The 24,479-nt window shown below is 43.9% G+C and carries 22 protein-coding genes; 13 read left to right on the top strand and 9 right to left on the bottom strand.

Going from position 1 to position 24,479, the window contains the following annotated elements; translation table 11 throughout:
* Window positions 1-22 precede the first annotated feature (22 nt).
* Both ACOJR9_RS18415 and ACOJR9_RS18410 read left to right on the top strand, forming a co-directional pair.
* Entirely contained in the window at window positions 23-196 is a 174-nt protein-coding gene (locus tag ACOJR9_RS18415; RefSeq protein ID WP_420934323.1) for a hypothetical protein, read from the top strand.
* 174 nt (window positions 197-370) lie between these two features.
* A complete protein-coding gene (locus tag ACOJR9_RS18410; protein ID WP_420934322.1) occupies window positions 371-574 on the top strand; it encodes a hypothetical protein in 204 nt (67 codons plus the stop codon).
* Window positions 575-915: 341 nt separating this feature from the next.
* Here ACOJR9_RS18410 and ACOJR9_RS18405 read toward each other — a convergent pair whose 3' ends face one another.
* Window positions 916-1,122: a YheV family putative zinc ribbon protein gene (locus ACOJR9_RS18405; RefSeq protein ID WP_269518120.1), complete on the bottom strand. Its 207-nt coding sequence runs from the start codon at window positions 1,120-1,122 to the stop codon at window positions 916-918.
* Between the two features lie 117 nt (window positions 1,123-1,239).
* Here ACOJR9_RS18405 and ACOJR9_RS18400 point away from each other — a divergent pair, with 117 nt between their 5' ends.
* The 4 genes from ACOJR9_RS18400 to ACOJR9_RS18385 all read left to right on the top strand — a co-directional run bounded on the left by ACOJR9_RS18400 (window position 1,240) and on the right by ACOJR9_RS18385 (window position 5,157).
* Window positions 1,240-3,186 carry an ATP-binding cassette domain-containing protein gene (locus ACOJR9_RS18400; RefSeq protein ID WP_420934321.1) on the top strand — a complete coding sequence of 649 codons (1,947 nt, stop codon included), beginning with the start codon at window positions 1,240-1,242 and terminating at the stop codon, window positions 3,184-3,186.
* Window positions 3,167-3,733, top strand: a complete 567-nt coding sequence (locus tag ACOJR9_RS18395; protein WP_420934320.1) for a TIGR02444 family protein — start codon at window positions 3,167-3,169, stop codon at window positions 3,731-3,733. The genes ACOJR9_RS18400 and ACOJR9_RS18395 overlap by 20 nt, the downstream gene beginning before the upstream one ends.
* A gap of 84 nt (window positions 3,734-3,817) precedes the next feature.
* Window positions 3,818-4,855, top strand: a complete 1,038-nt coding sequence (locus ACOJR9_RS18390) for a hydrolase (RefSeq protein WP_420934319.1) — start codon at window positions 3,818-3,820, stop codon at window positions 4,853-4,855.
* A gap of 65 nt (window positions 4,856-4,920) precedes the next feature.
* Window positions 4,921-5,157, top strand: a complete 237-nt coding sequence (locus ACOJR9_RS18385; protein ID WP_420934318.1) for a YheU family protein — start codon at window positions 4,921-4,923, stop codon at window positions 5,155-5,157.
* A gap of 61 nt (window positions 5,158-5,218) precedes the next feature.
* Here the strand turns inward: ACOJR9_RS18385 and ACOJR9_RS18380 are convergent, their stop codons facing one another.
* On the bottom strand, window positions 5,219-5,779 hold the full coding sequence (locus ACOJR9_RS18380) for an outer membrane beta-barrel protein (RefSeq protein ID WP_420934317.1): 561 nt from the start codon (window positions 5,777-5,779) through the stop codon (window positions 5,219-5,221).
* 707 nt (window positions 5,780-6,486) lie between these two features.
* Here ACOJR9_RS18380 and ACOJR9_RS18375 point away from each other — a divergent pair.
* Both ACOJR9_RS18375 and mdoH read left to right on the top strand, forming a co-directional pair.
* Window positions 6,487-8,133: a glucan biosynthesis protein gene (locus tag ACOJR9_RS18375; RefSeq protein ID WP_420934316.1), complete on the top strand. Its 1,647-nt coding sequence runs from the start codon at window positions 6,487-6,489 to the stop codon at window positions 8,131-8,133.
* 118 nt (window positions 8,134-8,251) lie between these two features.
* Window positions 8,252-10,150, top strand: coding sequence for a glucans biosynthesis glucosyltransferase MdoH (gene mdoH, locus ACOJR9_RS18370; protein ID WP_420934315.1), 1,899 nt, complete (start codon window positions 8,252-8,254; stop codon window positions 10,148-10,150).
* A 148-nt stretch (window positions 10,151-10,298) separates the two neighbouring features.
* Here mdoH and ACOJR9_RS18365 read toward each other — a convergent pair whose 3' ends face one another.
* From ACOJR9_RS18365 to nudE, 3 genes are all read right to left on the bottom strand, one after another.
* Window positions 10,299-10,880 (bottom strand): YceI family protein, encoded by a 582-nt coding sequence (locus tag ACOJR9_RS18365; protein WP_420934314.1) that lies wholly within the window; start codon window positions 10,878-10,880, stop codon window positions 10,299-10,301.
* A 154-nt stretch (window positions 10,881-11,034) separates the two neighbouring features.
* Complete coding sequence (cysQ, locus tag ACOJR9_RS18360) at window positions 11,035-11,880, bottom strand: 3'(2'),5'-bisphosphate nucleotidase CysQ (protein ID WP_420934313.1); 846 nt, start codon at window positions 11,878-11,880, stop codon at window positions 11,035-11,037.
* 3 nt (window positions 11,881-11,883) lie between these two features.
* Window positions 11,884-12,447: an ADP compounds hydrolase NudE gene (gene nudE / locus ACOJR9_RS18355; RefSeq protein ID WP_420934312.1), complete on the bottom strand. Its 564-nt coding sequence runs from the start codon at window positions 12,445-12,447 to the stop codon at window positions 11,884-11,886.
* Between the two features lie 76 nt (window positions 12,448-12,523).
* Here nudE and yrfG point away from each other — a divergent pair, with 76 nt between their 5' ends.
* The 5 genes from yrfG to ACOJR9_RS18330 all read left to right on the top strand — a co-directional run bounded on the left by yrfG (window position 12,524) and on the right by ACOJR9_RS18330 (window position 18,303).
* Window positions 12,524-13,222 (top strand): GMP/IMP nucleotidase, encoded by a 699-nt coding sequence (gene yrfG, locus ACOJR9_RS18350; RefSeq protein ID WP_420934311.1) that lies wholly within the window; start codon window positions 12,524-12,526, stop codon window positions 13,220-13,222.
* Between the two features lie 2 nt (window positions 13,223-13,224).
* Window positions 13,225-13,770, top strand: a complete 546-nt coding sequence (gene yjjX / locus ACOJR9_RS18345) for an inosine/xanthosine triphosphatase (protein ID WP_420934310.1) — start codon at window positions 13,225-13,227, stop codon at window positions 13,768-13,770.
* 312 nt (window positions 13,771-14,082) lie between these two features.
* Window positions 14,083-15,462 carry an NAD-dependent succinate-semialdehyde dehydrogenase gene (locus tag ACOJR9_RS18340; RefSeq protein WP_420934309.1) on the top strand — a complete coding sequence of 460 codons (1,380 nt, stop codon included), beginning with the start codon at window positions 14,083-14,085 and terminating at the stop codon, window positions 15,460-15,462.
* A 220-nt stretch (window positions 15,463-15,682) separates the two neighbouring features.
* On the top strand, window positions 15,683-16,363 hold the full coding sequence (locus ACOJR9_RS18335) for a transglutaminase-like cysteine peptidase (RefSeq protein WP_420934308.1): 681 nt from the start codon (window positions 15,683-15,685) through the stop codon (window positions 16,361-16,363).
* A 5-nt stretch (window positions 16,364-16,368) separates the two neighbouring features.
* The gene (locus tag ACOJR9_RS18330) at window positions 16,369-18,303 is read left to right on the top strand and encodes a bifunctional diguanylate cyclase/phosphodiesterase (RefSeq protein WP_420934307.1); all 1,935 of its coding nucleotides are present in this window, start codon (window positions 16,369-16,371) and stop codon (window positions 18,301-18,303) included.
* Here ACOJR9_RS18330 and ACOJR9_RS18325 read toward each other — a convergent pair.
* The 4 genes from ACOJR9_RS18325 to ACOJR9_RS18310 form a co-directional block, all read right to left on the bottom strand.
* On the bottom strand, window positions 18,278-18,874 hold the full coding sequence (locus ACOJR9_RS18325; RefSeq protein ID WP_420934306.1) for a LuxR C-terminal-related transcriptional regulator: 597 nt from the start codon (window positions 18,872-18,874) through the stop codon (window positions 18,278-18,280). The genes ACOJR9_RS18330 and ACOJR9_RS18325 overlap by 26 nt on opposite strands.
* On the bottom strand, window positions 18,875-20,242 hold the full coding sequence (locus tag ACOJR9_RS18320; RefSeq protein WP_420934305.1) for an HlyD family type I secretion periplasmic adaptor subunit: 1,368 nt from the start codon (window positions 20,240-20,242) through the stop codon (window positions 18,875-18,877).
* Window positions 20,226-22,337 carry a type I secretion system permease/ATPase gene (locus ACOJR9_RS18315; RefSeq protein ID WP_420936176.1) on the bottom strand — a complete coding sequence of 704 codons (2,112 nt, stop codon included), beginning with the start codon at window positions 22,335-22,337 and terminating at the stop codon, window positions 20,226-20,228. Before ACOJR9_RS18315 ends, ACOJR9_RS18320 begins: the two co-directional genes overlap by 17 nt.
* Before the next feature lie 77 nt (window positions 22,338-22,414).
* Window positions 22,415-24,349, bottom strand: coding sequence for a TolC family outer membrane protein (locus ACOJR9_RS18310; RefSeq protein WP_420934304.1), 1,935 nt, complete (start codon window positions 24,347-24,349; stop codon window positions 22,415-22,417).
* Window positions 24,350-24,479: the final 130 nt, after the last annotated feature.

The raw sequence follows: 24,479 nt of genomic DNA, 5'->3' as shown, positions 1-24,479 counted from the left end.
TCAGCAATAGAGAGTTTAAGAAATGAGCGATTTTAATATGGATGCATTTGACATAGATGCACTTGATAATATTGACTTTGATTCAGTGGAAAGGTCGATGGCTGAAAACCAGGCCAAAAAAGATGAAAAAGACAACCAAGCTATTGAGGGCATGCGAGATGGAGCCAACGATTGCGGTGACAGCTGCACCATATAGCGTAAAAATCATCTGTAAATAGCGGTTCTCAGTTAGAAGCCACGTAATACTTCACATCATATATTTATCTGCTTTGCATCATTTTAGTTCTAATGGTCAGGTTTAACGGAAGAGTTTTTATGTCACTCTCTTGAGGTAGCAATAAAGCTACCTTAGTTTTCTATGGAGAGAAAAATGCAAACTTTAAACAATACAGATTTAATGGCAGTTAGTGGGGGATGTGCGGAATTTTGTTGGGGGGACTTTGAGGTCGGTGATCTTGCAGCGCAGACTATAGGGGGAGGAATAGCTGGGCTTGCAGGTGGTCCAATGGGGGCTGTTGGCGGAGCCGCAGGCGCTGCTTTAGCGTACTTTTTCAGTGTTGCTTGGACTGACTAAAGTGTTAACAACATTTTATTCATTACTAGGTGCTGTAGGTATAGGTATCGCTATCTCACCTGTTACAAATATTGTGACTGGGTTGGATAGCGCAATTCCCCAGCTGTTTATTCATTTTATAATAGGTGTTAGCTCAGGCCTTACCTTTGTGAAATTGTATAACTTTTTCGAATTGCGTTCGCAGCGATAGGTAAAGTTTTTAGCTCACTTGTCCGGCCCAAGCGTCCGGCTTAAATGCTAAGCGCTAGCCCAAAGGTAAATCCGCAGTAATACACAGGCATAGAGCATGCAGCCAGCATGTGAAAACGTTATCTTAAGCTCAGAGCACCAAGCTAGTTTTACTAGTGAGGCTTAAAGATGCCGATAACGTTTTCACTTTCTCTTGTTACCGCGCTTACCTTTTCGTCGGTTTGTGCTTCATTGTAACCACACGCTACACACTCTAACTTTTCCACATTATTTTCATAATATAGAGAAATCGTATCTAACTCTTTGCACTTTGGGCACGTTGCGCCAGCGACGAAGCGGCGTCTTACTGATTTTGACATATCTATACCTTTTGATGCGATGCCCTTATTATACCGCTAAACACGTTGCGTTGATCAGCTTTTACTTTAAGTTTTTGCTATTATGCGCGCCCGAAGTTGTCCCAGCGTAGGTAAGTCATGATAAAGCTCTCAAATGTATCGCTATTACGCGGCAGAAAAATGCTGCTAGAAGGCGCATCTGCTCAGGTATTTCCTGGTCATAAAGTGGCGTTGATAGGCAGCAACGGGTGTGGAAAATCGACTTTATTTGCCCTGTTGCGCAGCGAGCTAGCGGTTGATGCTGGTGATTGCAGCGTACCTGGCGACTGGCGAATAGTTAGCGTGGCTCAGGAAACGCCGGCAACAGACAGGCGAGCCATTGATTATGTGGTGGACGGCGATAAACACTTGCGCACGCTTCAGGCGCAGCTTGCGTTAGCCGAACAGAAAGAAGACGGCGTACAGATTGGCCAAATTCACGGACAGTTAGAACAGGCAGGTGCTTATGATGTTGAGTCTCGTGCGGCCACTATTCTCTCAGGTTTAGGCTTTACCAACTCACAGCTTACTGCCCCCGTTACCGACTTTTCTGGTGGATGGCGTATGCGTTTAAACTTGGCGCAGGCCTTGTTGTGCCCTTCAGACTTACTATTACTTGATGAGCCAACCAACCACTTAGATTTAGATGCGGTTATTTGGCTTGAAAAATGGCTACAGCGATTCGCTGGTACCTTGCTACTTATTTCTCATGATAAGGCATTTATCGATAATACGGTTGCTCAAATTATCAGTGTAGAGCAACAAAAACTAGTGACTTATACGGGGAACTATTCTGCTTTTGAAACGCAGCGTGCTGAACGTATTCGCTTGCAAAATCTTGAGTATGATAAGCAGCAGCAAAAAGTCGCTCATCTGAATTCATTTATTACACGCTTTAAGGCTAAAGCGAGTAAAGCAAAGCAAGCACAAAGCCGTATCAAACAGCTTGAGAAGATGGAAACTCTTCTACCTGCGCACATGGCTAGCCCTTTTAGCTTTTCATTTGCGCCTCCATCAGCGTTGCCAAACCCGCTAGTGCAAATGGAAAAAGTGCAGTTAGGCTATGGCGAACATACCGTGCTAGAGCAGGTGAAACTTAACTTGGTGCCAGGTAGCCGAATTGGCCTGCTTGGTCGAAACGGCCAAGGTAAGTCAACGCTGATAAAGTTGCTGGCAGGCGTGCATGCGCCTAAGCAAGGCATATTCAATACAGCGAAAGGGCTTAAAATTGGGTATTTCGCTCAGCATCAGCTAGAAACCTTAGATCCCAATGCCACCCCCATACTTCACTTACAGCGACTAGATGCAAAAGCCACCGAGCAGCAGTTGCGAGATTATTTGGGCGGATTTGGCTTTAATGGCGACGAAGCACTCGCGCCTGTTGCCCCCATGTCTGGTGGTGAAAAAGCGCGCTTGGTGCTCGCGTTAATTGTGTATCAAAAGCCAAATTTACTGCTTTTAGATGAACCGACGAACCACCTTGATTTAGAAATGCGTCATGCCCTTAATATTGCCCTGCAAGGCTTTGAAGGCGCTATGGTGCTGGTATCGCACGATAGGTTTCTACTGAGCTCGGTGTGCGAAGACTTCTATCTTGTGGACAGTGGTCATGTGGCCTCTTTCACCGGCGACTTAGATGATTATCGAGATTGGATCTTAAAACAGCAGGCTGCTGAAAAGGCAAAAGCGAATCAAGATGCAAAAGACGAAGCGCAAGGAGAGCAAATCAGTAAGCCTGAGCGAAAACTCGATCGCAAAGAAGAAAAGCGCAAAGCAGCTGAGTTTAGAAAACAGATCGCTCCTTTGAAGCGCGCCGTAGAAAAGCATGAAAAGAATATGGAAGCCCATTCAGCTTCCCTATCAGATGTAGAGGAGTCATTGGCAGATACCAGTCTTTACGGAGAGGATAAGAAATCTGAGCTTATGGCGTTACTCGATAAGCAGGCTTCACTGAAGCAGCGTATTGAAGAAGAGGAAATGGCATGGCTGGATGCCCAAGAGCAAATAGAACAACATCGGGAAGCTTATGACATCGCAAATGGTTAGCATTGATGGTGAGACGTTTTGGCAATATAGCGTTAGCCGCTATGCAACCAGTGATATAGCCCCTTTAGCGCTGCTGCTTCAAGACCAGCATGGGGTAAACGTGAATGTACTTTTACTGGTGTGCTGGTGTTTAGAAAACAATATCATTGTTAATTTGCCCCAGTTGAAAACCGTTATTGAAGCAGCGGCAAAAAGTGAAAGTGCATTAAAATTGCATAGAGACAAACGCAAGTTGGCCAAACCGGAGCATCCGTCAACGGTGCAAAATTCGACTAACGCTAATGATGAAAGTAGTGCAAGCAGTGAAAGAAACGCTGAGACTTACGAGCTGCTAAAAACGCAAGAGCTAGCGCTTGAGAAGCAGCAGCAAGAAGCCATTATCGAAGCTTTTAATCAATTAGACGTACACCTTATGCATGCCAAGCCTTCGGGAGATGGTATACGCATTTTAAATGCGTCTATTGCAGCGTTTATCAATGTTTATTCGCTTAGGGAAAACAGCGAGGCGCGAAGTCTAGTTAGTCAGCTTGTTAGCCAGCTCCCTTGAGCTGCTTTTGTTGTGAAGAAATGATTAAGACGGCAATTGAAATAAGAAGCACTAAAAAAAGAAGCATTAAAATAAGAAGCCAAAATGAGTAAGTCAGCGAGAGCACACGGAAAAATAATAAAAAGTAGCTTCACCGTTCCTGGATGGGCTAAAAATCGTCACGTGCAGACAATATGGCCACGGTTTATTCAAAAACGGTTGCCATTGGCCTATCAAATGGAGCGATTAACCCTTCCTGATGATGACTTTGTTGACGTAGCATGGGGCCCGAAACCACAGGAAACAGCAGGCATTGTTGTTCTTTTTCACGGGTTAGAGGGCAGTATTAAGTCTCACTATGCCAACGATATGATGGCACAGCTGTCGGTAAACGGCTGGCAGGTGGTGATGATGCACTACCGCGGCTGCAGTGGCGTGCCAAATTTAAACGCCCGGGCCTACCATAGCGGTGAAACCGGCGATCCTTGTTTTTTCTTAGAGTGGCTTAGCGATAAGTTTCCACGTATTCCAAAAGTAGCTATTGGCTTTTCTCTAGGGGGTAACATGCTACTTAAGCTGTTAGGAGAAAACCCAGCACAGAAGTGGCTCCAAGCCGCTGTTGCCATTTCATCACCGCTAAAACTAGCGGAGTGTGCAAAATCGATAAATCAGGGCTTTTCTCGGGTTTATCAAAGGTACTTGTTAAACAGCATGAAAAGCACGCTGCGCCAAAAAATGGAATATATCGACTATCGAAAGCTTATCCAGCTTACCAAAGAAGACGTTGACGATATTACCAGTTTTATGCAGTTTGATGAGAAAATAACGGCGCCACTTCATGGTTTTGAAGATGCGCAAGATTATTATGAGAAGTGCAGTGCTTATCACTTTTTGAGCGCTATACACTGTCGCACGCTGGTACTGCATAGCATTGACGATCCTTTCATGAATCACCTCATTGTGCCGAAAGAAGAAGAACTAGCCAGGAGCGTCACCGTTGAACTAAGCGAACGAGGTGGGCATGTAGGTTTTATGCAAGGCTCTGTATGTAATCCTAGAGTATGGCTTCACGATAGAGTGAGACAGTTTGTCAGTGAAGTGTTGCCAATAGACACAGCGTGTCGCTATTCAAACCGTAGCTAGTAGGGCTTTTTGTCCGCGCTAATGCTATGAAGAAGAGAAATTGAAGTAACGTATTTGGAGCAAATATGATAATCCCAATCGATGCATTAGAAGCCGATACGGTTTATAGCTTGGCCGAGTCGTTTGTGCTGCGAGAAGGTACAGATTACGGTGAGCAAGAAACTGATTTTAACACTAAGGTTCAGCAGGTACTCGATGGTCTAAGGTCGGGTGAAGCGGTTTTAGTGTATTCAGAATTACACGAAAGTGTAGATATAAAACGTAAAGACGATTTGCTACCGGAAGACAAAGTTGCTGAATAAAAATTCGTGAAAAAAAAGCCGGGTCGAGCAACCCGGCTAACCTTCCTGAGGAGAGGGAGGTTTAAAACGCGTAACGAGCTGTTACTTGCATAACGTCTAGCTCATTAATTAATTCATAGCTAGCACCAACAGCCCACTGAGGGGTAATGTAGTAATTTGCGCCAACTTTAATGGTTGCTTCACCACCATCTACATCGTAATAGCCAACTTCACCAGCCAATTCTATTTGCTCTGTTACCATAGAGCGAAGCCCAGCGTTCACACTGTAACCATTGTCATCATCTATGTCGCCGTCGACACGCTCAAGGTTCGCGCCGAAGTAGGCATCTGTGGTGGAATTCACTGGAAGCCGATAGCCAGCACCAACGGTTAACATATCAAAATCGAAATTACCTTCTTCAAAAAAACTGTATTCACCGTTTAAGTACCAATTGCTGTTAAGCAGATATTTGCCGCTGGCTGCGAATCCATCCGGCTCGAAGGATTCATTATTGTCAAAATCTAGCTTGGTATAGCCACCTTCAACGTAGCGCCAATCTGGCTTATCAGCTAAAGCCGAAGTAGAGGTAACAGCGGCGGAAATTGCGAAAAGTGTAGCGAAGAGCGAGGTTGCTTTGCTCATTTAATAACTCCTTAGTATGTTCAGTACCTATTTTGTAAAACAAGCATATTTAAGGTCGATTTATTCCTAAAGCTGCATCAGCTAAAAAGGTTTAATGCGCCTGTTCGTTAAGCTAAATAGTGGACTGAATAAAAAGTGACGATGACATGCAAACCTGAAGATTTTTGTTTGCCGTGTCATCTTCGTCCTATTTTCAATCTACCTTATTACTCACTGTCCAATTGCAGTTGCAATGCCTTTGCCAACTCGCTTTTAACGCGCAAGCCAACACGCTTTTAAATATTTAAAGTATTGAAAATAATAGAAAAGATATTGTTGTGTGAAGTGGTTAATAGACATGGGGTAAGAGAAAAGAGGTGCGACGTAAACAGTAAATGTGAAAACTGTCTCTAAAAAACAACAGTTTTCATTCGGGTTGTTGTATGGACATGGCTTTTCAATTGGTAAATATCAGTAAACCCAACGTGATGAAATTTTTTCTCTTTCTAAAGTATTGAAAGTATTAATTATTAATTTATTTAGTTGCCTTTTTGAACTCATTGGAGCGTTTCTTGCTGAGTCTCAGCAAGTGTTATTGCATTTGAGCGTATACGCAGAGCTTTGGTTTCTCCCACTGCGTTAATTCAAAGGAAAGGAATAGAGCACCTTTCTGCTGCTAAAAAAGATAAAGCAGATGTAATAGCCCACTTACTCAAAGGAGAGGAAAAATGGCAATGCCACGTTTATCAATTATCATGCGAAATTTAGTTAGGCAACACGTAGCTATGAGTTGTGCGATGCCTCGTGCGTTGGTTTACGTTTTTAGTATTCTAGCGTTTCTTGTTATACCAACCGCAATGGCAACACCGGTTAACGATAATAATCAACCGCAGAAAACGTCGCCGGTTTTACAATCGGTCATTAATGCAGCTAAGACTTCTGCAAATGGAAGTTATACTCGGGATGATCACAATTTAAGCAGCAAACTAAAAGAAATTGACTACCAAACGTATCGTTCTATTCGTTTTCAACCGGAGCAAAGCCTTTGGCATAAAGAAAATGATTACGAACTGCAGTTCTTCCACCCCGGTTTTCTTTACGAGTACCCCGTTACCATTCATACCATTGGCAGCAGCAATACGCCAGAGCGGCTAGCATTTGATAGCAAGATGTTCAGCTACGACGGACAATCATCAGCGCTCAAGGGGTTAACTGACGAAAAATCTGGGTTTGCAGGTTTCCGCGTTCATTACCCTATAAAAAGTGACGAGTATAAAGATGAATTTGCCGTTTTCTTAGGCGCTTCTTATTTTCGCTTAGTGGGTAAAAACCAAGTATACGGTATTTCTGCAAGAGGTTTGGCTATTGATACTGCGTTGAACGAGGGAGAAGAGTTTCCTCATTTTACCGAGTTTTGGATTATCGAGCCTAAAAAAAGCGATTCAAAGACAGATGAGCCGATCACTATTTATGCCCGCTTGGAGAGCCCCTCTGTGGCTGGCGCCTACAAATTTGTTATTGAGCCAGGTAAAGATACATCAGTTGATGTGGAAAGCTGGCTTTTTGCTCGAAAAGATATAAAGAAGTTAGGTGTTGCTCCTTTTACTAGTATGTTTTTATACGGCGAAAATACACAACAGCGTCATGATGATTACCGACCTGAAGTACATGATAGCGATGGTGTGTTAATGGTCACTCATGCTGATGAAGAGATCTGGAGGCCACTCACTAATCCGTCTCGCTTACAAATTACCTCATTAAGTGATAATGAGCCAAAAGGCTTTGGTATGTTGCAGCGAGATGGCCAGTGGGATAGCTACTTAGATGCTGAGGCGAATTATCACATTCGACCCGGCCTTTGGGTTACGCCAAAGGAAGGGTTTCACAAAGGACGTTTAGAAGTGGTTGAAATTCCGACTACCTCTGAAATTCACGACAATATTGTCGCGTTTTGGACACCAGAAGAGCCGTTTAATAGAGGTGATTCCATGTACTTCTCCTATGAGCTTAAGACGGTAGAGCAGCATCCATTTAAGAGCACATTAGCGACTGTACAGCGCACAAGGCAAGGCAGTGCAGTATTACCTGGTGATGAGTTTGAAGATGCGTCATTGGCAACGACACGTCAGTTTACGGTTGATTTTCTAGCGCCAGAAAAAAAAGATTTTGAGGATAAGACGACAAAGCTTGTGGTGCAAAGTACTAATGGGAGCCTATCTCAACAGCGTTTATACCCAGTGGCGGACGGCGCAGAGTGGCGGGCCACTTTCTTTTTAAAGCCAGATGAAAAGAAAACTGTCGATATGCGCGTTTATATCGAACAGGACGGACAACGAGTAAGCGAGGTGTGGAACTATGTCTACCAACCTAAATAAATCAAACGTCGGCGAAAACGGCCTACTTCTCTCGAGTCCTAACGAGTGTTGCGAGACAACGGATTGTCCAGATCAGTCAGCACCGTCACCACATAACCAGTTCATCAAAGGAGCACATATGCGTTTATTTATAATGGCAATGCTCGTTATTCCGAGCACGGCGCTGGCCGGTTGGAGTTTGTATGAAATATTTTTACCAAATGGGTTAACAAACTTAGAGATTGCACAGCTAGGCCTTGGGTTAACTCTCTTCGCCTGGCTATGTATGGCATTTTGGACAGGCATCATTGGATTCGTTTTACAGCTTTTTAATATCGACCCGCTGAGTTTGAAAAAGAAATTGGCGGCACCCGAAGCAAACATTGCTTTAACGCAGCGCCACGCCGTCGTTATGCCAGTTTATAACGAAGATACCAAGCGCATTATGGTTGGTTTCGAGACGTGTATCCGCGAGCTTATGGACGGCGACAGCAAAGAAAACTTCGACTTTTTCATGCTTAGCGACACACGAGACAGCGATAAAGCCAATGCAGAACTGCGGGCATTTGCGCGTCTTCAGAAACGGTTAGGTACCTATGCCGAGCACGTTTTTTATCGCCGCCGTGAAAACAATACTCACAGAAAAGTGGGTAACTTGAAAGAATTTTGCGAGCGCTGGGGTGGTCATTATGAATCCATGATTGTGCTCGATGCTGATAGTGTGATGACTGGCGAACGCATGGAAGATTTGGCAAAACGTATCGAACAAGCACCTGATACTGCGTTGATTCAAACTATCCCAATGCCAGTTCGTCAAGATACGTTTTTCGGACGCTTCGTGCAGTTTGCTGCACACCTATACAGCCCTATGCTGGCAACAGGCTTATCTTTTTGGCAAACCGACAGTGCGAATTACTGGGGGCATAATGCCATTATACGTATAGCGCCATTTATGCAGCATTGTGGTCTTCCCACTCTTGAAGGACGAGCGCCGTTTGGTGGCGAAGTGTTGAGTCACGATTTCGTTGAAGCGGCATTATTAGCAAGAGCTGGTTGGCAGGCGTATCTGCTGACCGATACAACGGGCAGTTATGAAGAGGTGCCTAGTAATATTGTTGATTATGCTATTCGCGATCGTCGTTGGGTACAGGGCAACATCCAACACCTTGGTTTACTTAATGTAAAAGGTCTTAAAACGGCTAATAGGCTACACTTTTTATTTGGTGCTTTTGCGTATATTTCATCGCTCATTCTATTTTGTATGCTCGCATTAGGAACCGCCGATGCGCTAATTCGAGCAACGACAGTACATAATTTCTTTATGTCCGAATATCAGTTATTTCCAAGCTGGCAAGTGGCTAGACAAGATATGATGATGGTGACGATGTGGGGCACGGCAGCATTACTGTTTTTGCCAAAGTTACTGGGGATTACACTTGCGTTAATAAAGCGTAGAAGTGAGTTTGGTGGTGCATGGTCGTTGCTTAAAGGTGCTTCGCTTGAACTTGCTATGGCTGTGCTGATAGCACCGCTTATGATGTTTTACCATAGCTATTTTGTGATCAGTGTGTTCGTAGGATTTTCAGTAAAATGGGAGGCTCAGGAGCGTGAAGGACGCAAAGTACCATGGTCTGTGGCGATTAAGCACACGCAAATTATGAGTTCGCTAGCCATAGCCTGGGGTGTAACGACGTTTTATTTCACACCATCGCTGTTTATGTGGTTGCTTCCCGTATTGGTAGGCATGGTACTGGCGGCACCAGTTATTCGCTTCTCAAGCAGTGACGTGCTGGGAAAAACAATGCGTAAGTGGGGAGTGTTTGTTATCAGTGAAGAGGTCAACGAATGTAAGGCGCTTAAACGTCTTGATGTAGCAATGAAGCATTTTACTATTTCTCACTTCGCTGTTTCTAACCATCAGGTTACCGTGCCTGCGTTACCTGAGAGCTTATGGCTTACCATGCCTGAGCAAGCGTTAAATCAACAGCCTGCTCCTAAAGAGCCAATGCTTGTGCCAGAGGGCGAGGTGATGCAATAGCATGGCATTGTTTAGGGGCGCATCTGAATGCAATGGAGTGACAGAGTGATGCTTCAAATAAAGCAGAGTCCCACAATAAAAGCCGCTTCAAAAGCGGCTTTTTGTTGTTGGTTTTTACGGTATGTTAAAGCGTAAAGCGTAGTTGCAGTTAGCGGGTTAATGTCACCGAAAACGTAACCGGTACGGTGGTGGTTATACTCTTCAACCCTGCAATTTTTTGAAGTGCCGCAACGCCTTGGGCAAGTCCAAACGACTCAGCTTTAATGAGCGTAGGTGCGCTAGTTGAAACAGTCAGCGTATCAGCATCAACTTGACTAACAGTCACTGCAAATGCAGTGGGTACTGCCTTACCGTGCAGCGTCAGTATACCATCAACTTTACCGTTCATTACTTCCCCCGCTTTTAGCTGCATCATGGAGTCGGTTAACGTTGCTTCAAAGTTTGCCGTTGCGAACTCACTCACGTTAAACAGCATTTCTTGCATGCGTTTATTGCGAATGTCTATGGCCGTATTAACCGATGTCAAATCTACTTCAACGTTGAGCTTGCCGTCGTCTGATAGATTGCCTTTGAAGCTATCGAATTGATGTACTTCAGTGACTTGCGCGTTTTTAGTGGATATGAAATGTAGTGCGCTGGTATCTGTGTCAATTGTCCAGTCGGCAGACGCATTAAATGAAAGTCCACATGCCAGTAAGGCTGTTGATAATGTGCGAACGTACTTTGCCATTGTTTGATTACTCCTGTTGATGCATCCATTTCGTTTGGCATTGTGTATATGAAAAAGCCAAAGAAATCTATTGGGTAGCAATACGGCTAACGTACACGGCCTACTGTGGGTAAACCGTGAGGGTTTTTATGCAATATTCAAAAACGTATACGTCTTATTTTGTGTATGGGTTTTCAAAGTCATCATACTTCACAATGTCCTGCCATGGCACGCGCTGATCGCCCATTACCACAAAATCTGGGTTCTCTAGCGAATGTCGCTTGTTATACGTCAGCGGTTCAAAGTTTGCCGTGGTGATACTGCCTCCCGCTTCAGATACAATGCACTGAGAAGCGCCGGTATCCCACTCGCCCGTAATGCCAATGCGCATGAACACATCTGCTTTACCTTCTGCGATAAAACACGCTTTCAGCGAGCAGCTTCCCAGAGGCAACATGTTGTAGATGCGTTTAGCGCACATACGGTTGAGCACTTTTTCACGGGACTGGCGACGACTAATGGCAATCATAACAACGCTACTGTTAGGGTCGTTCAATTTGCGTACCGAAATCGACTTATCGCCCTCTGGCGTAGACTTAAATGCCCCTTTACCCTTTTGCGCGTAATAAATTGATTGCCCTGGGGGCCAAAAAATAACGCCAATAGTGGGTTCGTTGTTTTCTATTAATGCGATGTTCACTGCAAAATCGCCGCTGCGAGCTATAAACTCTTGTGTACCATCGATAGGATCAATAAGCCAATATCGAGTCCAGTGTTTTCGCTCGTCTAAACTCGCATGCTTATTTTCTTCTGAAAGAATAGGAATGTCTGGGGTCGCTTCTGACAATCGTTTATTAATGATGTCGTTTGCAAGGTAATCGGCACTGGTTACCGGTGAGTCATCGTCTTTCTGATACGCGTCAAAGTCGCGATTTTCATAAACTTCTAAGACTGCTTTGCCGGCTTCTATTGCAACTTCTTTTGCCAATTCTAGTAGGTCGGGGTGGGCATCGTCGGGCATAGTTTATTGTTCCTTTAACCACTTCTGAGCTAAAAATAGAGCAGCAATACAACGGGCTTCAATAAAATCTTCTCGTGCAAGTAAAGCATCTGCCTCAGCAATCGGCCAGTTTATGACCTCTAAAGGTTCAGGCTCGTCACCTTCAAGCGTTTTGGGATACAGATCTCGTGCCATCACAATGGTCATGCTGGCATTAAAAAAGGTTGGCGCCATACTGACTTGATGCAGCTCGGTAAGTTCTCTGGCCGCAAAACCTGCTTCTTCTTGAAGTTCTCTGTTCGCCGCTTCAATAGCGGTTTCGCCAGGATCGATAAGACCTTTTGGAAAACCGAGTTGATAGGAATGTGTGCCGGCTGCATACTCTCTAATTAGTACCATGGTATCGGCATCTAACATAGGCACAATCATTACGGCACCGCGATTTCCGCCAGCCATGCGCTCAAATTGACGGGTTGCACCGTTAGAAAATTCTAAATCTAAACTTTCTACCCTGAAGAGATTACTTTGTGCCACGATTTTTCGAGAATGAATTTGTGGTAATGCTTTATTTGGGTCAATTTTTCGCATGTCTCTCGCTACAACTTTGTTATCATGTTCATTGAATTGCTCATAATCTAGCTTACTTCATTATAAGGAAAATCGCTTGCCCTTTCTGCCCTGGAATGAAATAGATACTGTACTGCTTGATATGGACGGTACACTACTGGATTTACATTACGATAATCAGTTCTGGTTGTACCACCTTCCCAAACGATTAGCTGAAATTCGCGGTATTTCAGAAGCGCAAAGCCAAGCAGAAATGAAAAAGCGCTATGACAGCGTCTTTGGTCAAATTCAATGGTATTGCCTTGATTACTGGGCCGAGTCTTTATCCCTAGATTTAGATTCTGAGTTTATGCCGCTAAAACGCGAGTTGTCTCACTTGCTTTCTATTCGCGAAGACACGGTCCCATTTTTAAATGCGTTGCACACTTCTGGTCGCCAAGTGGTGCTTGTGACCAATGCCCACCCAAACAGCTTGGCCTTAAAGTTAGAGCATACTCAATTAGATGAACATATAGATAATCTTATCTCCACTCATGAGTTTGGCGTAACGAAAGAATCTCAATTGCTGTGGCAACGTTTACAACAGAGGGTTCAGTTTTCAAATGAGCGAACGCTGTTTGTAGATGATTCCTTGCCCATACTCAACGCGGCTAAGACGTTTGGAATTAAGCATTTACTGGCGGTAGACAATCCTGACAGAACTTTGCCAGACAGAAATATAACTGAGTTTCCCGCGGTGCGTGACTATCGTTTGATGGTTGATGACATTGTCAATAACCCGGTTACAAGGAGCTAGGCATGATACCTGACACCATTTACGTAGGGTCTAAAAACCCGGTAAAGATAAATGCTGCGCTGAATACCCTATCTGACACGTTAGAGCATGACTTTGATGCACAGGGTATATTGGTAGAAAGTGGCGTAGCTGAACAGCCTATGTCTGAAGCAGAAACCCGTGAGGGGGCCATTAACCGAGTGAAAGCCATGCTGAGTTTACATGAAGGTGGCTTTTCAGATTCATGGTATGTCGCCATAGAGGGCGGAGTGGATGTGTTTGAAGATGGCCCCGCAACCTTTGCGTATGTGGCTATTTACCACGAAGGGCATTGGTCGGTTACGCGAAGTGCGAGTTTGCCTCTTCCCGTAGCGGTGTTTCAAGCACTACAGCGCGGGGAAGAGCTCGGCCCTGTAATGGATGCCTTGTTTGATACTGTAAATGTAAAACAAAAAGGTGGTGCCATTGGTCTGCTTACGCTGAATCACGCTACCCGCCAAAGCGTTTATGAAGTGGCACTGACCCTAGCGATGGCAAAATTTCACTTTCCCGACCTTTACACTGATTAGTCATTCAATCGTACCTTTTGTCTTGGCGTTCACAAACAATCTATGCTCAGGCGCGGAGCAAAGGTTCACACGGTTAAGTAACCGCGGGTTACTCTCACCTTTGTTGCGTGTGATCGTAAAAGTGCCTACATCAATTTCCTGAAATCTTTACCATTACTCGTAATCTTTTCCCAATATCTGCTTTTATCTCTTTATAAATTGCTGCGCCGGTGTTGATGGTAAATTATTGATTTTAAATGCTTATTTGAATTCCGTGCTTGTTGGCGTTGTAGTTGCACTATCCATTGCATCAACAGAACAAGGAGTTTGACAATGAGCGAGACAATTAAGACGTATAACCCGACTACTGGTGAGCAACTTGATCATTATCAATTGATATCGGCGGAAGATGCCGAGCAAGCAGTAACTCGCTCTCATGAAGCGTACTTAAATTGGAAAAAAACATCCTTTGGGGCAAGGGCCGAAATTTTTAATAACTTAGCGGATTTGATGGAAGAGCGCATTGATGATCTTGCTAACTTAATGACCCTTGAAATGGGTAAAGTGACAGAACAAGGCAAGCAGGAAGTACAGCTTTGTGCCGAAATATGTCGATATACCGCTGAGCATGGCGCCTCATTTTTAGAAGATGAAGCGCGTGTATATGAGGGCGGCAAAGCCATTATTACGTATCAGCCCACGGGCGTTATCTTGGGTATTCAGCCTTGGAACTTCCCGCTATATCAAGTGATTCGTTATAGCGCATCGAACATTATGGCCGGTAACACAACCGTGCTTAAACATGCGCAAAACGTGTTTGGTATGGCACAAGCTATTCAGCAACTTTACGAAGATGCAGGCTTTCCAAAAAATGTGTATCAATCGCTAATGATCGACGGCAGCACAGCAAGTGGACTGATAAAGCATAAGCACGTTCGTGGTGTCACCTTCACCGGAAGTGACAGCGTAGGTAAGCTGGTGGCGAAAGAAGCGGCCGGTGAATCGAAAAAGACAGTTATGGAGTTAGGCAGTAACGACGCCTTCATCGTATTGGCTGATGCCGATATCGATAATGCAGTGGAAATGTGCATTAAAGGCCGGGTGATTAATAACGGTGAAACCTGCGTAGCAGCAAAACGTTTTGTCATTTCAGATAGCGTATACGATGAATTTAGAGATAAATTTGTTGCGCAATGTAAAAAGTTAACGGTCGGTGACCCTTCAAAGGAAGGAACGGACTTGGGGCCCATGGCTCGTGAAGATTTACGTGACGAACTGCATGGCCAAGTAAAGGAGTCTTTAGATGCGGGTGCAACCCTATCTTTAGGTGGCGAAGTGCCTGATGCAGCTGGCTACTTTTATCCTGTGACCGTATTAGAAAACGTATCGCCTGGTATGCCAGCCTATGATGACGAGTTGTTTGGCCCCGTAGCCTCACTAATTCGTGCTCGTGACGATAAGCAGGCCATGGAAATTGCGAATGATTCACGCTATGGACTTGGCGGCGGCATTTTCAGTGCAGATTCGGAGAATGCCATTGCACTTGCTAAAAATGAATTCGATACCGGTATGGTAAATATCAACGGTTATTCACTGGCCCAGCCTAATTTGCCCTTCGGTGGTGTAAAAGACAGTGGCTATGGCCGCGAGCACGGTGGCTTTGGTATTCGGGAATTTGTAAATATTAAGACTATTATGGTGGCAAGCAGCTAGGCGTCATAAATTGTGTGATTGCCTTTTCACTGACTTTTATAACAGTGGGATTTAGTAAAAAGCAGAGCTTGAACTCTGCTTTTTTTTTGAGTTAAATGCGTGTGAGCATATGCATTGGTTTCTCAGTGTAGTCGTGCTATACCTATGATATCCCTATAAGTCGTACCCAGCGATCCCCCTTACTGACTGTAAATGCTGCATGTTGAAAAGTACACTGCAAATGACATTCACTAGATTTGCGCTCTTTTGCTCGCTCATTGTCGCGTTGTTAGTTGCAGCTCAGCAAATATCAAATTACTTATATATTGAATTTTCGACGCTAGAGCGTGAAGTTAAAGATAATTTTGGCGATGATAGAGCGTTTGTTGTCGATGCGTTAGCAGAAACACTGATATTGCTAAAAAATAAAAGCGACAAAGAAAAACTAATCGGCGTAAATACATTTTTTGATAAACATATTGACTATGCGCTTGACGCTGAAGTATTCAACGAACACGACTACTGGGCTACTCTTGGCGAGCTTATCGGTCATTCAAAGGGAGACTGTGAAGATTTCGCAATTGCAAAATACGTTGCTCTGCTACACTTGGGCATAGACAGAAACAAACTAAGGCTTATATACGTCAAAGCCAAAATTGGCAGGAGTCGAATTACTCAGGCTCATATGGTACTGGGCTATTACGATATGCCATCTTCGGACCCGTTGGTGTTAGATAGCCTTGTATCAAGTGTCTTGCCTGGTTCTCAACGAACAGACCTTGTTCCTGTTTTTAGTTTTAATGATTCAGGCATCTGGCAACCTGGGCAGGTAGGTCAGGTGTCAACCTCAACCAGTCGTCTATCAAAATGGCGCGATGTTATTGAGCGAATGAAGCAAGAAGGTATTAATAGAAGGTCATAAAGCCTATGTCGATTATCAAAGAGTTATGGCTCGCTATCATCGCAATTTTTTTCATAACCATTGTTGGCAGCATAAGTATTTACGGCGCTACAACAAAGCAGTATGTAGAAGAGCAGCTTTATGCGAAGAACATCGATAACGCCACTATGCTTGCTCTGACACTAAGCCGACTAGAGAAGGACCCTACTTCTCTCGATTTATTTGTTATGTCGCAGTTTGATCTTGGACATTACGCAAGCATTACTCTTAAAGACGCCAATGGCAACACAATATCTGATTACCACCAATCGATTCAGTCTACCTCAGGTACGCCGGGTTGGTTTGCGAGCTTTTTCTCACCCAATGTTGCCCCTGGCGTTGCACAAGTCAGTGAAGGATGGGGGCAATATGGAACTGTCTTTGTTGAATCGGACACTAGCTTTACCCTTGTGTCGATGTGGAGAGCGACGTACCGCTTAGTCATAGGGCTTCTATTTATAGCAGTGCTGGCTGGGATGGTAGGAGGCTGGTTTTTACGCATGATTTTACGCCCCCTTGATGATGTTGTGCATCAAGCAGAGGCGTTTCAAGATATGCGATTCATTAAATCAACGGTTCCTAGAACTCTTGAACTCAAACGTGTTGTAAACGCTATGAACTTTTTGGCTCAAAAGTCTAAAAAGGTAATGGAAGAGGAAAATGGCCGGCTAGACTTAATGCGTTACAAAACTCAGTTTGACGATGAAAGTGGTCTGGCGAATAGAGACTATTTCATCCTAATGCTCAAAGGGCAATTAGCGTTTAGAGACACTCAAGGCATAAATTGTATTTTTCTTATCCGTTTTACAGTGGAGCAGGGGTTTTTGCGTACACCTGCTACAGAGAGGGAGATACGACTGAGGAAATTGGCGAGTGCAATTGATGGCGTTCTTCAGGACAACCACCATAGTTATACTGATAGCCGTGTTGCAAGGCTGCAAAAAAATGAGTTTGTAGTGTTATTAACCGAAACTCATGATGCGAGTATTATTGCTTATGCTTTTCATAATGTTTGCACAGAAATATTTTGTAAGCCAGATGACCCAGAAATATTTCAATCTGTGGTAAAGCTTCGGGCTGACGATAGTTTTTCAAGCGTATTAATGCGGGCTGACACTATGCTAAACGAAGCGCAATCTTCAGAATTAGCATATCCTTCTATCGAAAGTGAACTTATACATAACGAACCAGTTGAAGAGGAAAAAGCATGGGCAGGAGAGCTTACTTCGGCAATAACTCATTCAAAGGTTGATACATTTAATTACCCAGTTTTAAATGCCAAAAGACAGGTCATTCACTACCAAGCTTGGGCCGGAGTCAATATAAATGGGCAGTTGCGCCAGAGTGGCTACTACACTCATTGGGCTCGTTACCTTGGCTTACTGCCGCAGCTTGAGTTAACCACGATTACTTTTTTGATCACGTTAATAAACGCTAACAAAATCCAATCAAAATTCGCTTTTTTGTGCTCAGAACAGCTCTTATTAGACAATAAGGTATTAGTGCAACTTTATAATCAATTGAATAGCAACCAATATGCAGCTAAACAGCTGTGCCTTGAGGTAAGGGAGTCTACTGCTACTCGTTTTCCCGACGCGTTCAAACAGTTTTGTAGTACTTTAAAAGCAAAAAAATGTGAGGTGGGATTGAAGCGAGTTGGTGAATCTTTTTCTCAGCTTATTAACATTCAAGAATTGGGACTAGATTATGTAAAAATTGATTCTGGCTTTATGGCTGACATAGACAATAACCGTTCTAATCATGCGTTTTTAAGAGGCTTCTGTTCATTGGCCCATACGTTTGGTATCAAGGTGTATGCAGATGGAGTGAACCGTTCGGACCATCAAGGGTTGTTCACAGAGCTTGGCATTGATGGGATTGTATCTCACATAGAAGTTATAGAGCGCCTTTTAGATGACTGAACTCACCTAAGCGAAGCAATAAGTGAATTCTGTCTTTGGCACCAAATTTGTTGAGAATTGATCCAACATGCTCTTTTACGGTTCGCTCGGTAATTCCATATTCTTTCGCTATTTCTTTGTTACCAAGGCCATCTAGAATTCCGCTCAAAACATCTTTTTCCCTTTTGGTAATTCCATTTAACGTTGGAAAGGTATGTTTTGACTTTGTGCTGGTGGCAACGTCAAATGTAAGAGCTAATAACAATTCACTTGGCAGCCAAATCCCACCAGCGTCGACCACTCGTACTACTGAAGAAAGAAGCTGCTGTGTACCAAGAATATGACAATAAGCTCTAGCACCGAGCATTAGCGCTGTTTGCATTTCTGCACGATCGTATTTGTAAGTGAGCAATATCACTGATGCTACTTTTTGTTTGGCTTCCACTAGTCTCTGGGGCCAGTTTTCATCTGCCGTTAAAACCCACATAAAGTCGTTTTCGGTGAATTCAAGCTGTGAAATATCATGAAAGCCTTGCCACGGAAACTGTGTGAGCGTGCCCTGTAAGTGTTTTTCAGCAATAAAGTGCTTCATTTAACGCTCTCGCAGAGCCGATGATGTAACGTTAAACAGGGGAGACAATATGTAATTGAGAACGGTCTTTTTACCCGTCAGTATATCTACTTGAACTATCATTCCGGGCAAAATTGTCCAAGACTCATCAGCGACACTCTTTTTTGTTTCTAGTCTAATCAGATAATAGGTTTCGTCTTTGTCATTAGTAATTGCATCTGCGCTAATATGCTTGACTTCAGCCGACATTCCACCGTAAATGGAAAAGTCATATGCGCTGAATTTTAAGATTGCAGGCAGGCCCTCTCTAATAAATGCAATATCTTTGGGTGATATTTTTGCCTCAACAATTAACTTATCGTTTTGCGGTACAAGCTCAACGACCTCACTACCTGGGGTGATAACACCGCCAACGGTATTAATGAGCAATCGTTGTACCGTTCCGTTTATCGGAGATTTAATCTCTGCCTGCGACACCACATCTTCCAAACCGGTTTGCGACTGTTGCAACATAGCCATCTCAGCCGTTGCATCGGTCAATTCCTGGTTCCAGCGATTGATAAGTTTTAAACGACTTTCTTCTTTCGCAATTACGAACTCTTTTATAGCGTTGAGGCCGCGCTCAATGGCTACTTTAGATTTGGCAATATTGCCCTCTAGTTCAACGATTTGGCGCTCTAGGCGAAGTATTTCTATTTCCGACACTGCACCTGATGCAAGCAATGGTTTTGTGACGGTAATTTCTTTCTTAGATAATACAAGCATGTTTTGATATTGAGATAGACTGGCACGCTGCTCTTCAACGTCTTGTCGCCGCTGTGTTATTCGCGAATCTGAACCTGCTGCGACTTCATGAAGTTCAGCGAGATTGGAGTGGTATAGTTTGCGCTCGTTTTCAGTAATTTGTGGCGCTTTTTCTATTAGCCCTGTATTGAAGTGCAGAGCGCTCCCTTGGGTAAGGGCCAATAGTCGTTGTACTTTTGCAGCTAGCGCCCCAAATTGCGTGGTATTCTCTTCAAGACTAGATAGGAATCGCGTAGGGTCAATTTTCAACAGAACTTGACCTACTTTTACTGCTTCCCCTTCTTTTACTAAAATGTTTTGAACGATTCCGCCATCGTATGACTGTAATACTTGCAGTTGTTGAGACGGTATCACTTTGCCATCTCCTTTAGCTACCTCATCAATTTCTGCAAAGTAAGCCCAAACAATCAGTAGAAGAAGTGTGATAGATACAAGGTGAAGTAGCCCTCGCGCCTTTACTGGCGTTTGCATGATGCGTGACCACTCTGCTTCCAATACCCAATCTTGACCTGGGGGCGGCGCAAGCCATCCCCGCATTAGTCTTTGTAGCCAGTCTTTTTTATCGCCATCATTTTTCAAGATCATGGCCCTTCTTAAGCGAGTGGGTTGGCTTTTTAAATTGCACAAGTACGTCTTCTTTCTTGCCATCGGCAATGATTCTGCCATTTTCAACAACAATGACACGCTCGACTAAATCAAGTAAGGTTGTACGATGAGTATTGATGATCAGTGTTTTACCCTCGGTCGCAGCTTTGATGGTTTCCTTCATTTGCGCTTCGTTAGCAGAGTCCATGGCTGATGTAGGTTCATCCATAATGTATATAGATGGATTACGCACAAGCGCTCTGGCTAACGCAACAGCTTGGCGCTGGCCTCCTGAAAGTAAGCAGCCACGTTCGCCAACGATTTGCTCAACCCCATTAGCACTGCTGTTGACTAAACTTGCTAAGCCACACTGGGTCAATATGTCCCAGAAATCCCCATCTTCTATGTGCAAATTTTCTGGCATTATGTTGTCTTTTAATGTTCCATAAAAAAGACTCACCTCTTGAGGAACATAGCCAATTTGCTTGCGAAGCAGCATTGGATGGTATTGTTGTAAATCAATACCATCCATTAGTATCTGACCAGATTCTGGTCGATAAAACCCCATAATAAGCTTATTCAGCGTGGATTTTCCGCAGCCATTTTTTCCCAAAATAGCGACATGCTCTCCTTGCTTAAGCGAAAAGTTAACGTCTTTGAGTGCAAGTACACCTTCGTGTGGATATTTAAAGCAAAGTTGGTTTGCCTCTATATTGCCTTTTAGAACCACATTACTTTTTAGCTGTTTATTGCTGCTTGACTCGCTTGGCATAGCCATTATTTCATCCAACGCATTTTTGGCAGTTTCAGCGTGGTGAAACTGAGCTAATAAAGCTGCAGCTTGCGACACTGGGCCCATGGCGCGACTTGATAGAAGGTAAGCTGCAATTAATCCACCTTGGGTGATGACACCTTCAATAATAAGATAAACACCAGTTAAAATAATGCTGACGCCCACAGACTGTTGGATCCAAAGCGCAGCGTTATTTACCGACATAGAAACTAAGCGAAGTTTTGCGTTCACTTTGGCAAGAAAGATGGTTTGCTTCTCCCAAGCACTCTGGTAGCGACTCTGATATCCAAACGCTTTTATATCTTCTAAAGAGGTCACGCTTTCGGTGACCAAAGCGCTTTTTCGTGAATTTATTTCCATCGACTCCTCAGTGAGAGAGCGCATCACTCGCTGTGCCTTTATCGCATATAGGAACAAGACGGTGGCGCCAATAAGTATTGGAATAATCAGATAGAAATCTATCATTGCAATAATGACGACGAAGAGCAGACCGAATGGTAAATCTACCAACGCAACCAGTGTCACTGAGCCAAAAAACTGCCTAATACTTTCAAAAGACTGAAGGCTGTTAATGAAAGCACCGCTTTTAGCGGGTTTGTTAGCTAGGTTTATCGATAGTACTTTTTCCATAATTTTTGCTGAGAGTGTCACATCTAAGCGACTTGCTGCTAGCTCTACGAAATACTGACGAAGCACCCGCAGTAGGAAATCGGCAGCTAAAACAATAAACACGCCCACTGCTAGAGCCCACAGTGTTTCAAGGGCAGCGTTCGGTACAACTCTGTCGTACACATTCATAACAAATAAAGGTAGAGCAATAGAAAGTAGGCTTATAAAAACAGAGGCTAGAAGCACATCTCGATATAGGCTTTTTGCTGTTGTTATGGAAGACCATAACCAGTGCCCTACCGATGACTTGTCTATTTGAGCATTGGTGTTTTGCGCCTGCATCTCTGGTCGAACGAAGATAATGTAGCCAGTATACCTTTCATTCAATTTTTCTTTAGGCACCTCAACAACCACACTATCAAGTTCAGGATAAGACACCCTTGCATGGGTTTGACTTAACCCATGTAAAACGCAGGCTTGTTTTTCATCGAGTACTAAGACGGCAGGGAGTATCGCTGTATTAATTTGGTCCAGGTTTCGTTTAACGGTTCTACTAGCAAGGCCTGCTCGTTTTGCGGCCCGCTCAAAGCCGGTAGGAGAAAGTTCTCCTTGCTCTAACGGAAGCCCACAAAGCAGGCTGACACGTGATACATCCAAATGGTGAGCGTGGCAGATTGTCATTAAACAATTCATCAAGGCGCCGCCCTGGTGCTCTCCAAAAGCAACATCATCTACGCCTTTTTTATCCTCCATATGAGTCTGTGGCCTAACTATTCGATATAAGGAAGCTGGATAATAGCCGCCTCAATTCTGCGGTTGCGCGCATTGGCAGCTTTAGATTCCTCATCAACAAGCGGGCGGCTTTCTCCGTATCCAACAGAAGTAATTCGCCGCGCTTCAATGTTGGCTTTTGACATAAGAAGAGATGCGACGGCATTGGCTCTGCGTTCCGACAGTCTTTGATTGTAGGCGTGGTCGCCATCAAGTGAGGCATGACCATGAATGATAACTCCTGTATTGGGCTTGCTATTTAAGGCATCGATGACCTGCTGAAAAGCACCTTCATACTTGGGCAATACCTCAGTCGAATTAGTGGCAAACTCAATGTTTATTTTGAATGAATCTACAATTGCCGCATTGTCTAGGGTAAAATCTGCAGCGTTAGGCTCAGACGCCTTCACTTTACATCCCAAGTTATCCACCGCCTCGCCTGGCGCAGAGTTCACACAGTCATCCCATAAGTCGACAACACCATCGTTATCGGTGTCGCGCTTCAGAATATTAAACTCATCTGCAAAGTTGGTGCGCACCGCTGGGCAAACAAAGTTAGGATCGTAACTCATTTTTTCTTCTGCCCGACTTAGCATATCTGGTACTCGTTCTTTCGTTATACCTAGGGTTTTCGCCAAACTACCTGAAGCAGCAAGCAGTCTTACACGCGCTTTTTCAAGAGTGTATTGCGCCTCTAGATATGCTCTGCTCGACTCGTAATATTCATTTTCGGAGTCAAGCAGGTCAAGCAGAGAGCGCTCGCCTATGGTGAATTGATCCATATACGCTGTTTTTACTCTGTCTGACGAAATACGGTGAGCATTCAGTGACGGTAGTTGCTCAGCGATATTGATAATATCATTGTAGGCTATTTGTACAGTTTGTCTCATATCAATACAGGCTTTGTCGCGCAAATCCTTAGCTAAGTCCACTTGGGATAGTGCTTGACGAATAGCGGCTCTATCGGAACCACCATTGTATAAATTGTACGACAAGTTTATGCCTACCCTTGCTTCGGTAATCGTGTTGTTCAATGCCGCTAAGTCTCGAGTTTGCGCACCATAACTCGCGGTTAAATCAACCTGTGGATGATAGAGGCTTTTTGCACTGTCTACGGCATAACGTTGAGCGTCAATGTTGTAAATTGCAGCGTTAAACTGTGGATTAGTGCCATAGGCACTGGTAAGTAATGTGTTTATGTCTGTGACACTTGCGTCGACATAAGCGGTGTTTAGAGTGACTCGATTTAAATTCTCTGCTGGCTTTTCTCCAACTAGTCTTAAAAATCGTGCGGTAACATCGTGTAAATTAGATAGCTCTGTTAAAACATTAGACTCAGCCAAGGAAAGTCGACCGCTTATCTGTTCTAAGTCAGCACGACGTCCGACACCAGCTTCAACACTTTCCTCAATTTGCTTAAAGACCGATACGTGAGTAATAAGGTTGTCTTCAGCCAACGTGAGAAGTTCTCTAAATAGCTGTACGTCCATGTAAGCGAGGGCGGTGTCTAACGACTTTTGTTCGATTTCACTCAACAGTTCGAAAAAGCGTACTACCTGCGTTTGTTTAAAGCGTTTTACTTCGCTGCTCGTAAGAAATCCGTCGTAAAGCATTTGAGTGAGTGTTATCTCGCCAGTGTGCCCCATAAATTCACGGTCTAAGCCATAGTTTCTATCGTTGTAGGCACTTGTTGCTAAAACATCGATGCGCGGACGAAACCCTCCTCGTGCGATATCCACATCTGACATGGCTATCTGAAGCTGTCGCCAGCTTGCTTGCACTTCAGGGTTTTCATTGACAACTTTATGAACGTAATTTTCTAAACCAGTCGCCGAGTTCTCGGTGTCGTTGTTCTGAGCCATTACTCCGTCGGGTAGACAGACACTGAGAAGACCGAAGATAACAGTTAGTTTTAGATGGCTTTGTAATTTCATGAGAATCTGCTTTCTGCTTTTGGCGACATTAGTGTCATTTGTTACTTTTAACCTTAGTTTGTAATCATTTTACCGCAAGCTTGTTTTGCAATAATTAGCCTAATTGCTAATGAATTAGGGCAGGCTCATT

This window comes from Alteromonas ulvae, assembly GCF_048987005.1.
Lineage (GTDB): Bacteria > Pseudomonadota > Gammaproteobacteria > Enterobacterales > Alteromonadaceae > Alteromonas.
This window is presented reverse-complemented; position numbering and strand designations above follow the sequence as displayed.

Bases quoted from the DNA above. Each gene is read 5' to 3' on its own strand.
- ACOJR9_RS18415 (WP_420934323.1), top strand. From the start codon at position 23: ATGAGCGATTTTAATATGGATGCATTTGACATAGATGCACTTGATAAT.
- ACOJR9_RS18410 (WP_420934322.1), top strand. From the start codon at position 371: ATGCAAACTTTAAACAATACAGATTTAATGGCAGTTAGTGGGGGATGT.
- ACOJR9_RS18405 (WP_269518120.1), bottom strand. From the start codon at position 1,122: ATGTCAAAATCAGTAAGACGCCGCTTCGTCGCTGGCGCAACGTGCCCA.
- ACOJR9_RS18400 (WP_420934321.1), top strand. From the start codon at position 1,240: ATGATAAAGCTCTCAAATGTATCGCTATTACGCGGCAGAAAAATGCTG.
- ACOJR9_RS18395 (WP_420934320.1), top strand. From the start codon at position 3,167: ATGACATCGCAAATGGTTAGCATTGATGGTGAGACGTTTTGGCAATAT.
- ACOJR9_RS18390 (WP_420934319.1), top strand. From the start codon at position 3,818: ATGAGTAAGTCAGCGAGAGCACACGGAAAAATAATAAAAAGTAGCTTC.
- ACOJR9_RS18385 (WP_420934318.1), top strand. From the start codon at position 4,921: ATGATAATCCCAATCGATGCATTAGAAGCCGATACGGTTTATAGCTTG.
- ACOJR9_RS18380 (WP_420934317.1), bottom strand. From the start codon at position 5,779: ATGAGCAAAGCAACCTCGCTCTTCGCTACACTTTTCGCAATTTCCGCC.
- ACOJR9_RS18375 (WP_420934316.1), top strand. From the start codon at position 6,487: ATGGCAATGCCACGTTTATCAATTATCATGCGAAATTTAGTTAGGCAA.
- mdoH (WP_420934315.1), top strand. From the start codon at position 8,252: ATGCGTTTATTTATAATGGCAATGCTCGTTATTCCGAGCACGGCGCTG.
- ACOJR9_RS18365 (WP_420934314.1), bottom strand. From the start codon at position 10,880: ATGGCAAAGTACGTTCGCACATTATCAACAGCCTTACTGGCATGTGGA.
- cysQ (WP_420934313.1), bottom strand. From the start codon at position 11,880: ATGCCCGACGATGCCCACCCCGACCTACTAGAATTGGCAAAAGAAGTT.
- nudE (WP_420934312.1), bottom strand. From the start codon at position 12,447: ATGCGAAAAATTGACCCAAATAAAGCATTACCACAAATTCATTCTCGA.
- yjjX (WP_420934310.1), top strand. From the start codon at position 13,225: ATGATACCTGACACCATTTACGTAGGGTCTAAAAACCCGGTAAAGATA.
- ACOJR9_RS18340 (WP_420934309.1), top strand. From the start codon at position 14,083: ATGAGCGAGACAATTAAGACGTATAACCCGACTACTGGTGAGCAACTT.
- ACOJR9_RS18335 (WP_420934308.1), top strand. From the start codon at position 15,683: ATGACATTCACTAGATTTGCGCTCTTTTGCTCGCTCATTGTCGCGTTG.
- ACOJR9_RS18330 (WP_420934307.1), top strand. From the start codon at position 16,369: ATGTCGATTATCAAAGAGTTATGGCTCGCTATCATCGCAATTTTTTTC.
- ACOJR9_RS18325 (WP_420934306.1), bottom strand. From the start codon at position 18,874: ATGAAGCACTTTATTGCTGAAAAACACTTACAGGGCACGCTCACACAG.
- ACOJR9_RS18320 (WP_420934305.1), bottom strand. From the start codon at position 20,242: ATGATCTTGAAAAATGATGGCGATAAAAAAGACTGGCTACAAAGACTA.
- ACOJR9_RS18315 (WP_420936176.1), bottom strand. From the start codon at position 22,337: ATGAATTGTTTAATGACAATCTGCCACGCTCACCATTTGGATGTATCA.
- ACOJR9_RS18310 (WP_420934304.1), bottom strand. From the start codon at position 24,349: ATGAAATTACAAAGCCATCTAAAACTAACTGTTATCTTCGGTCTTCTC.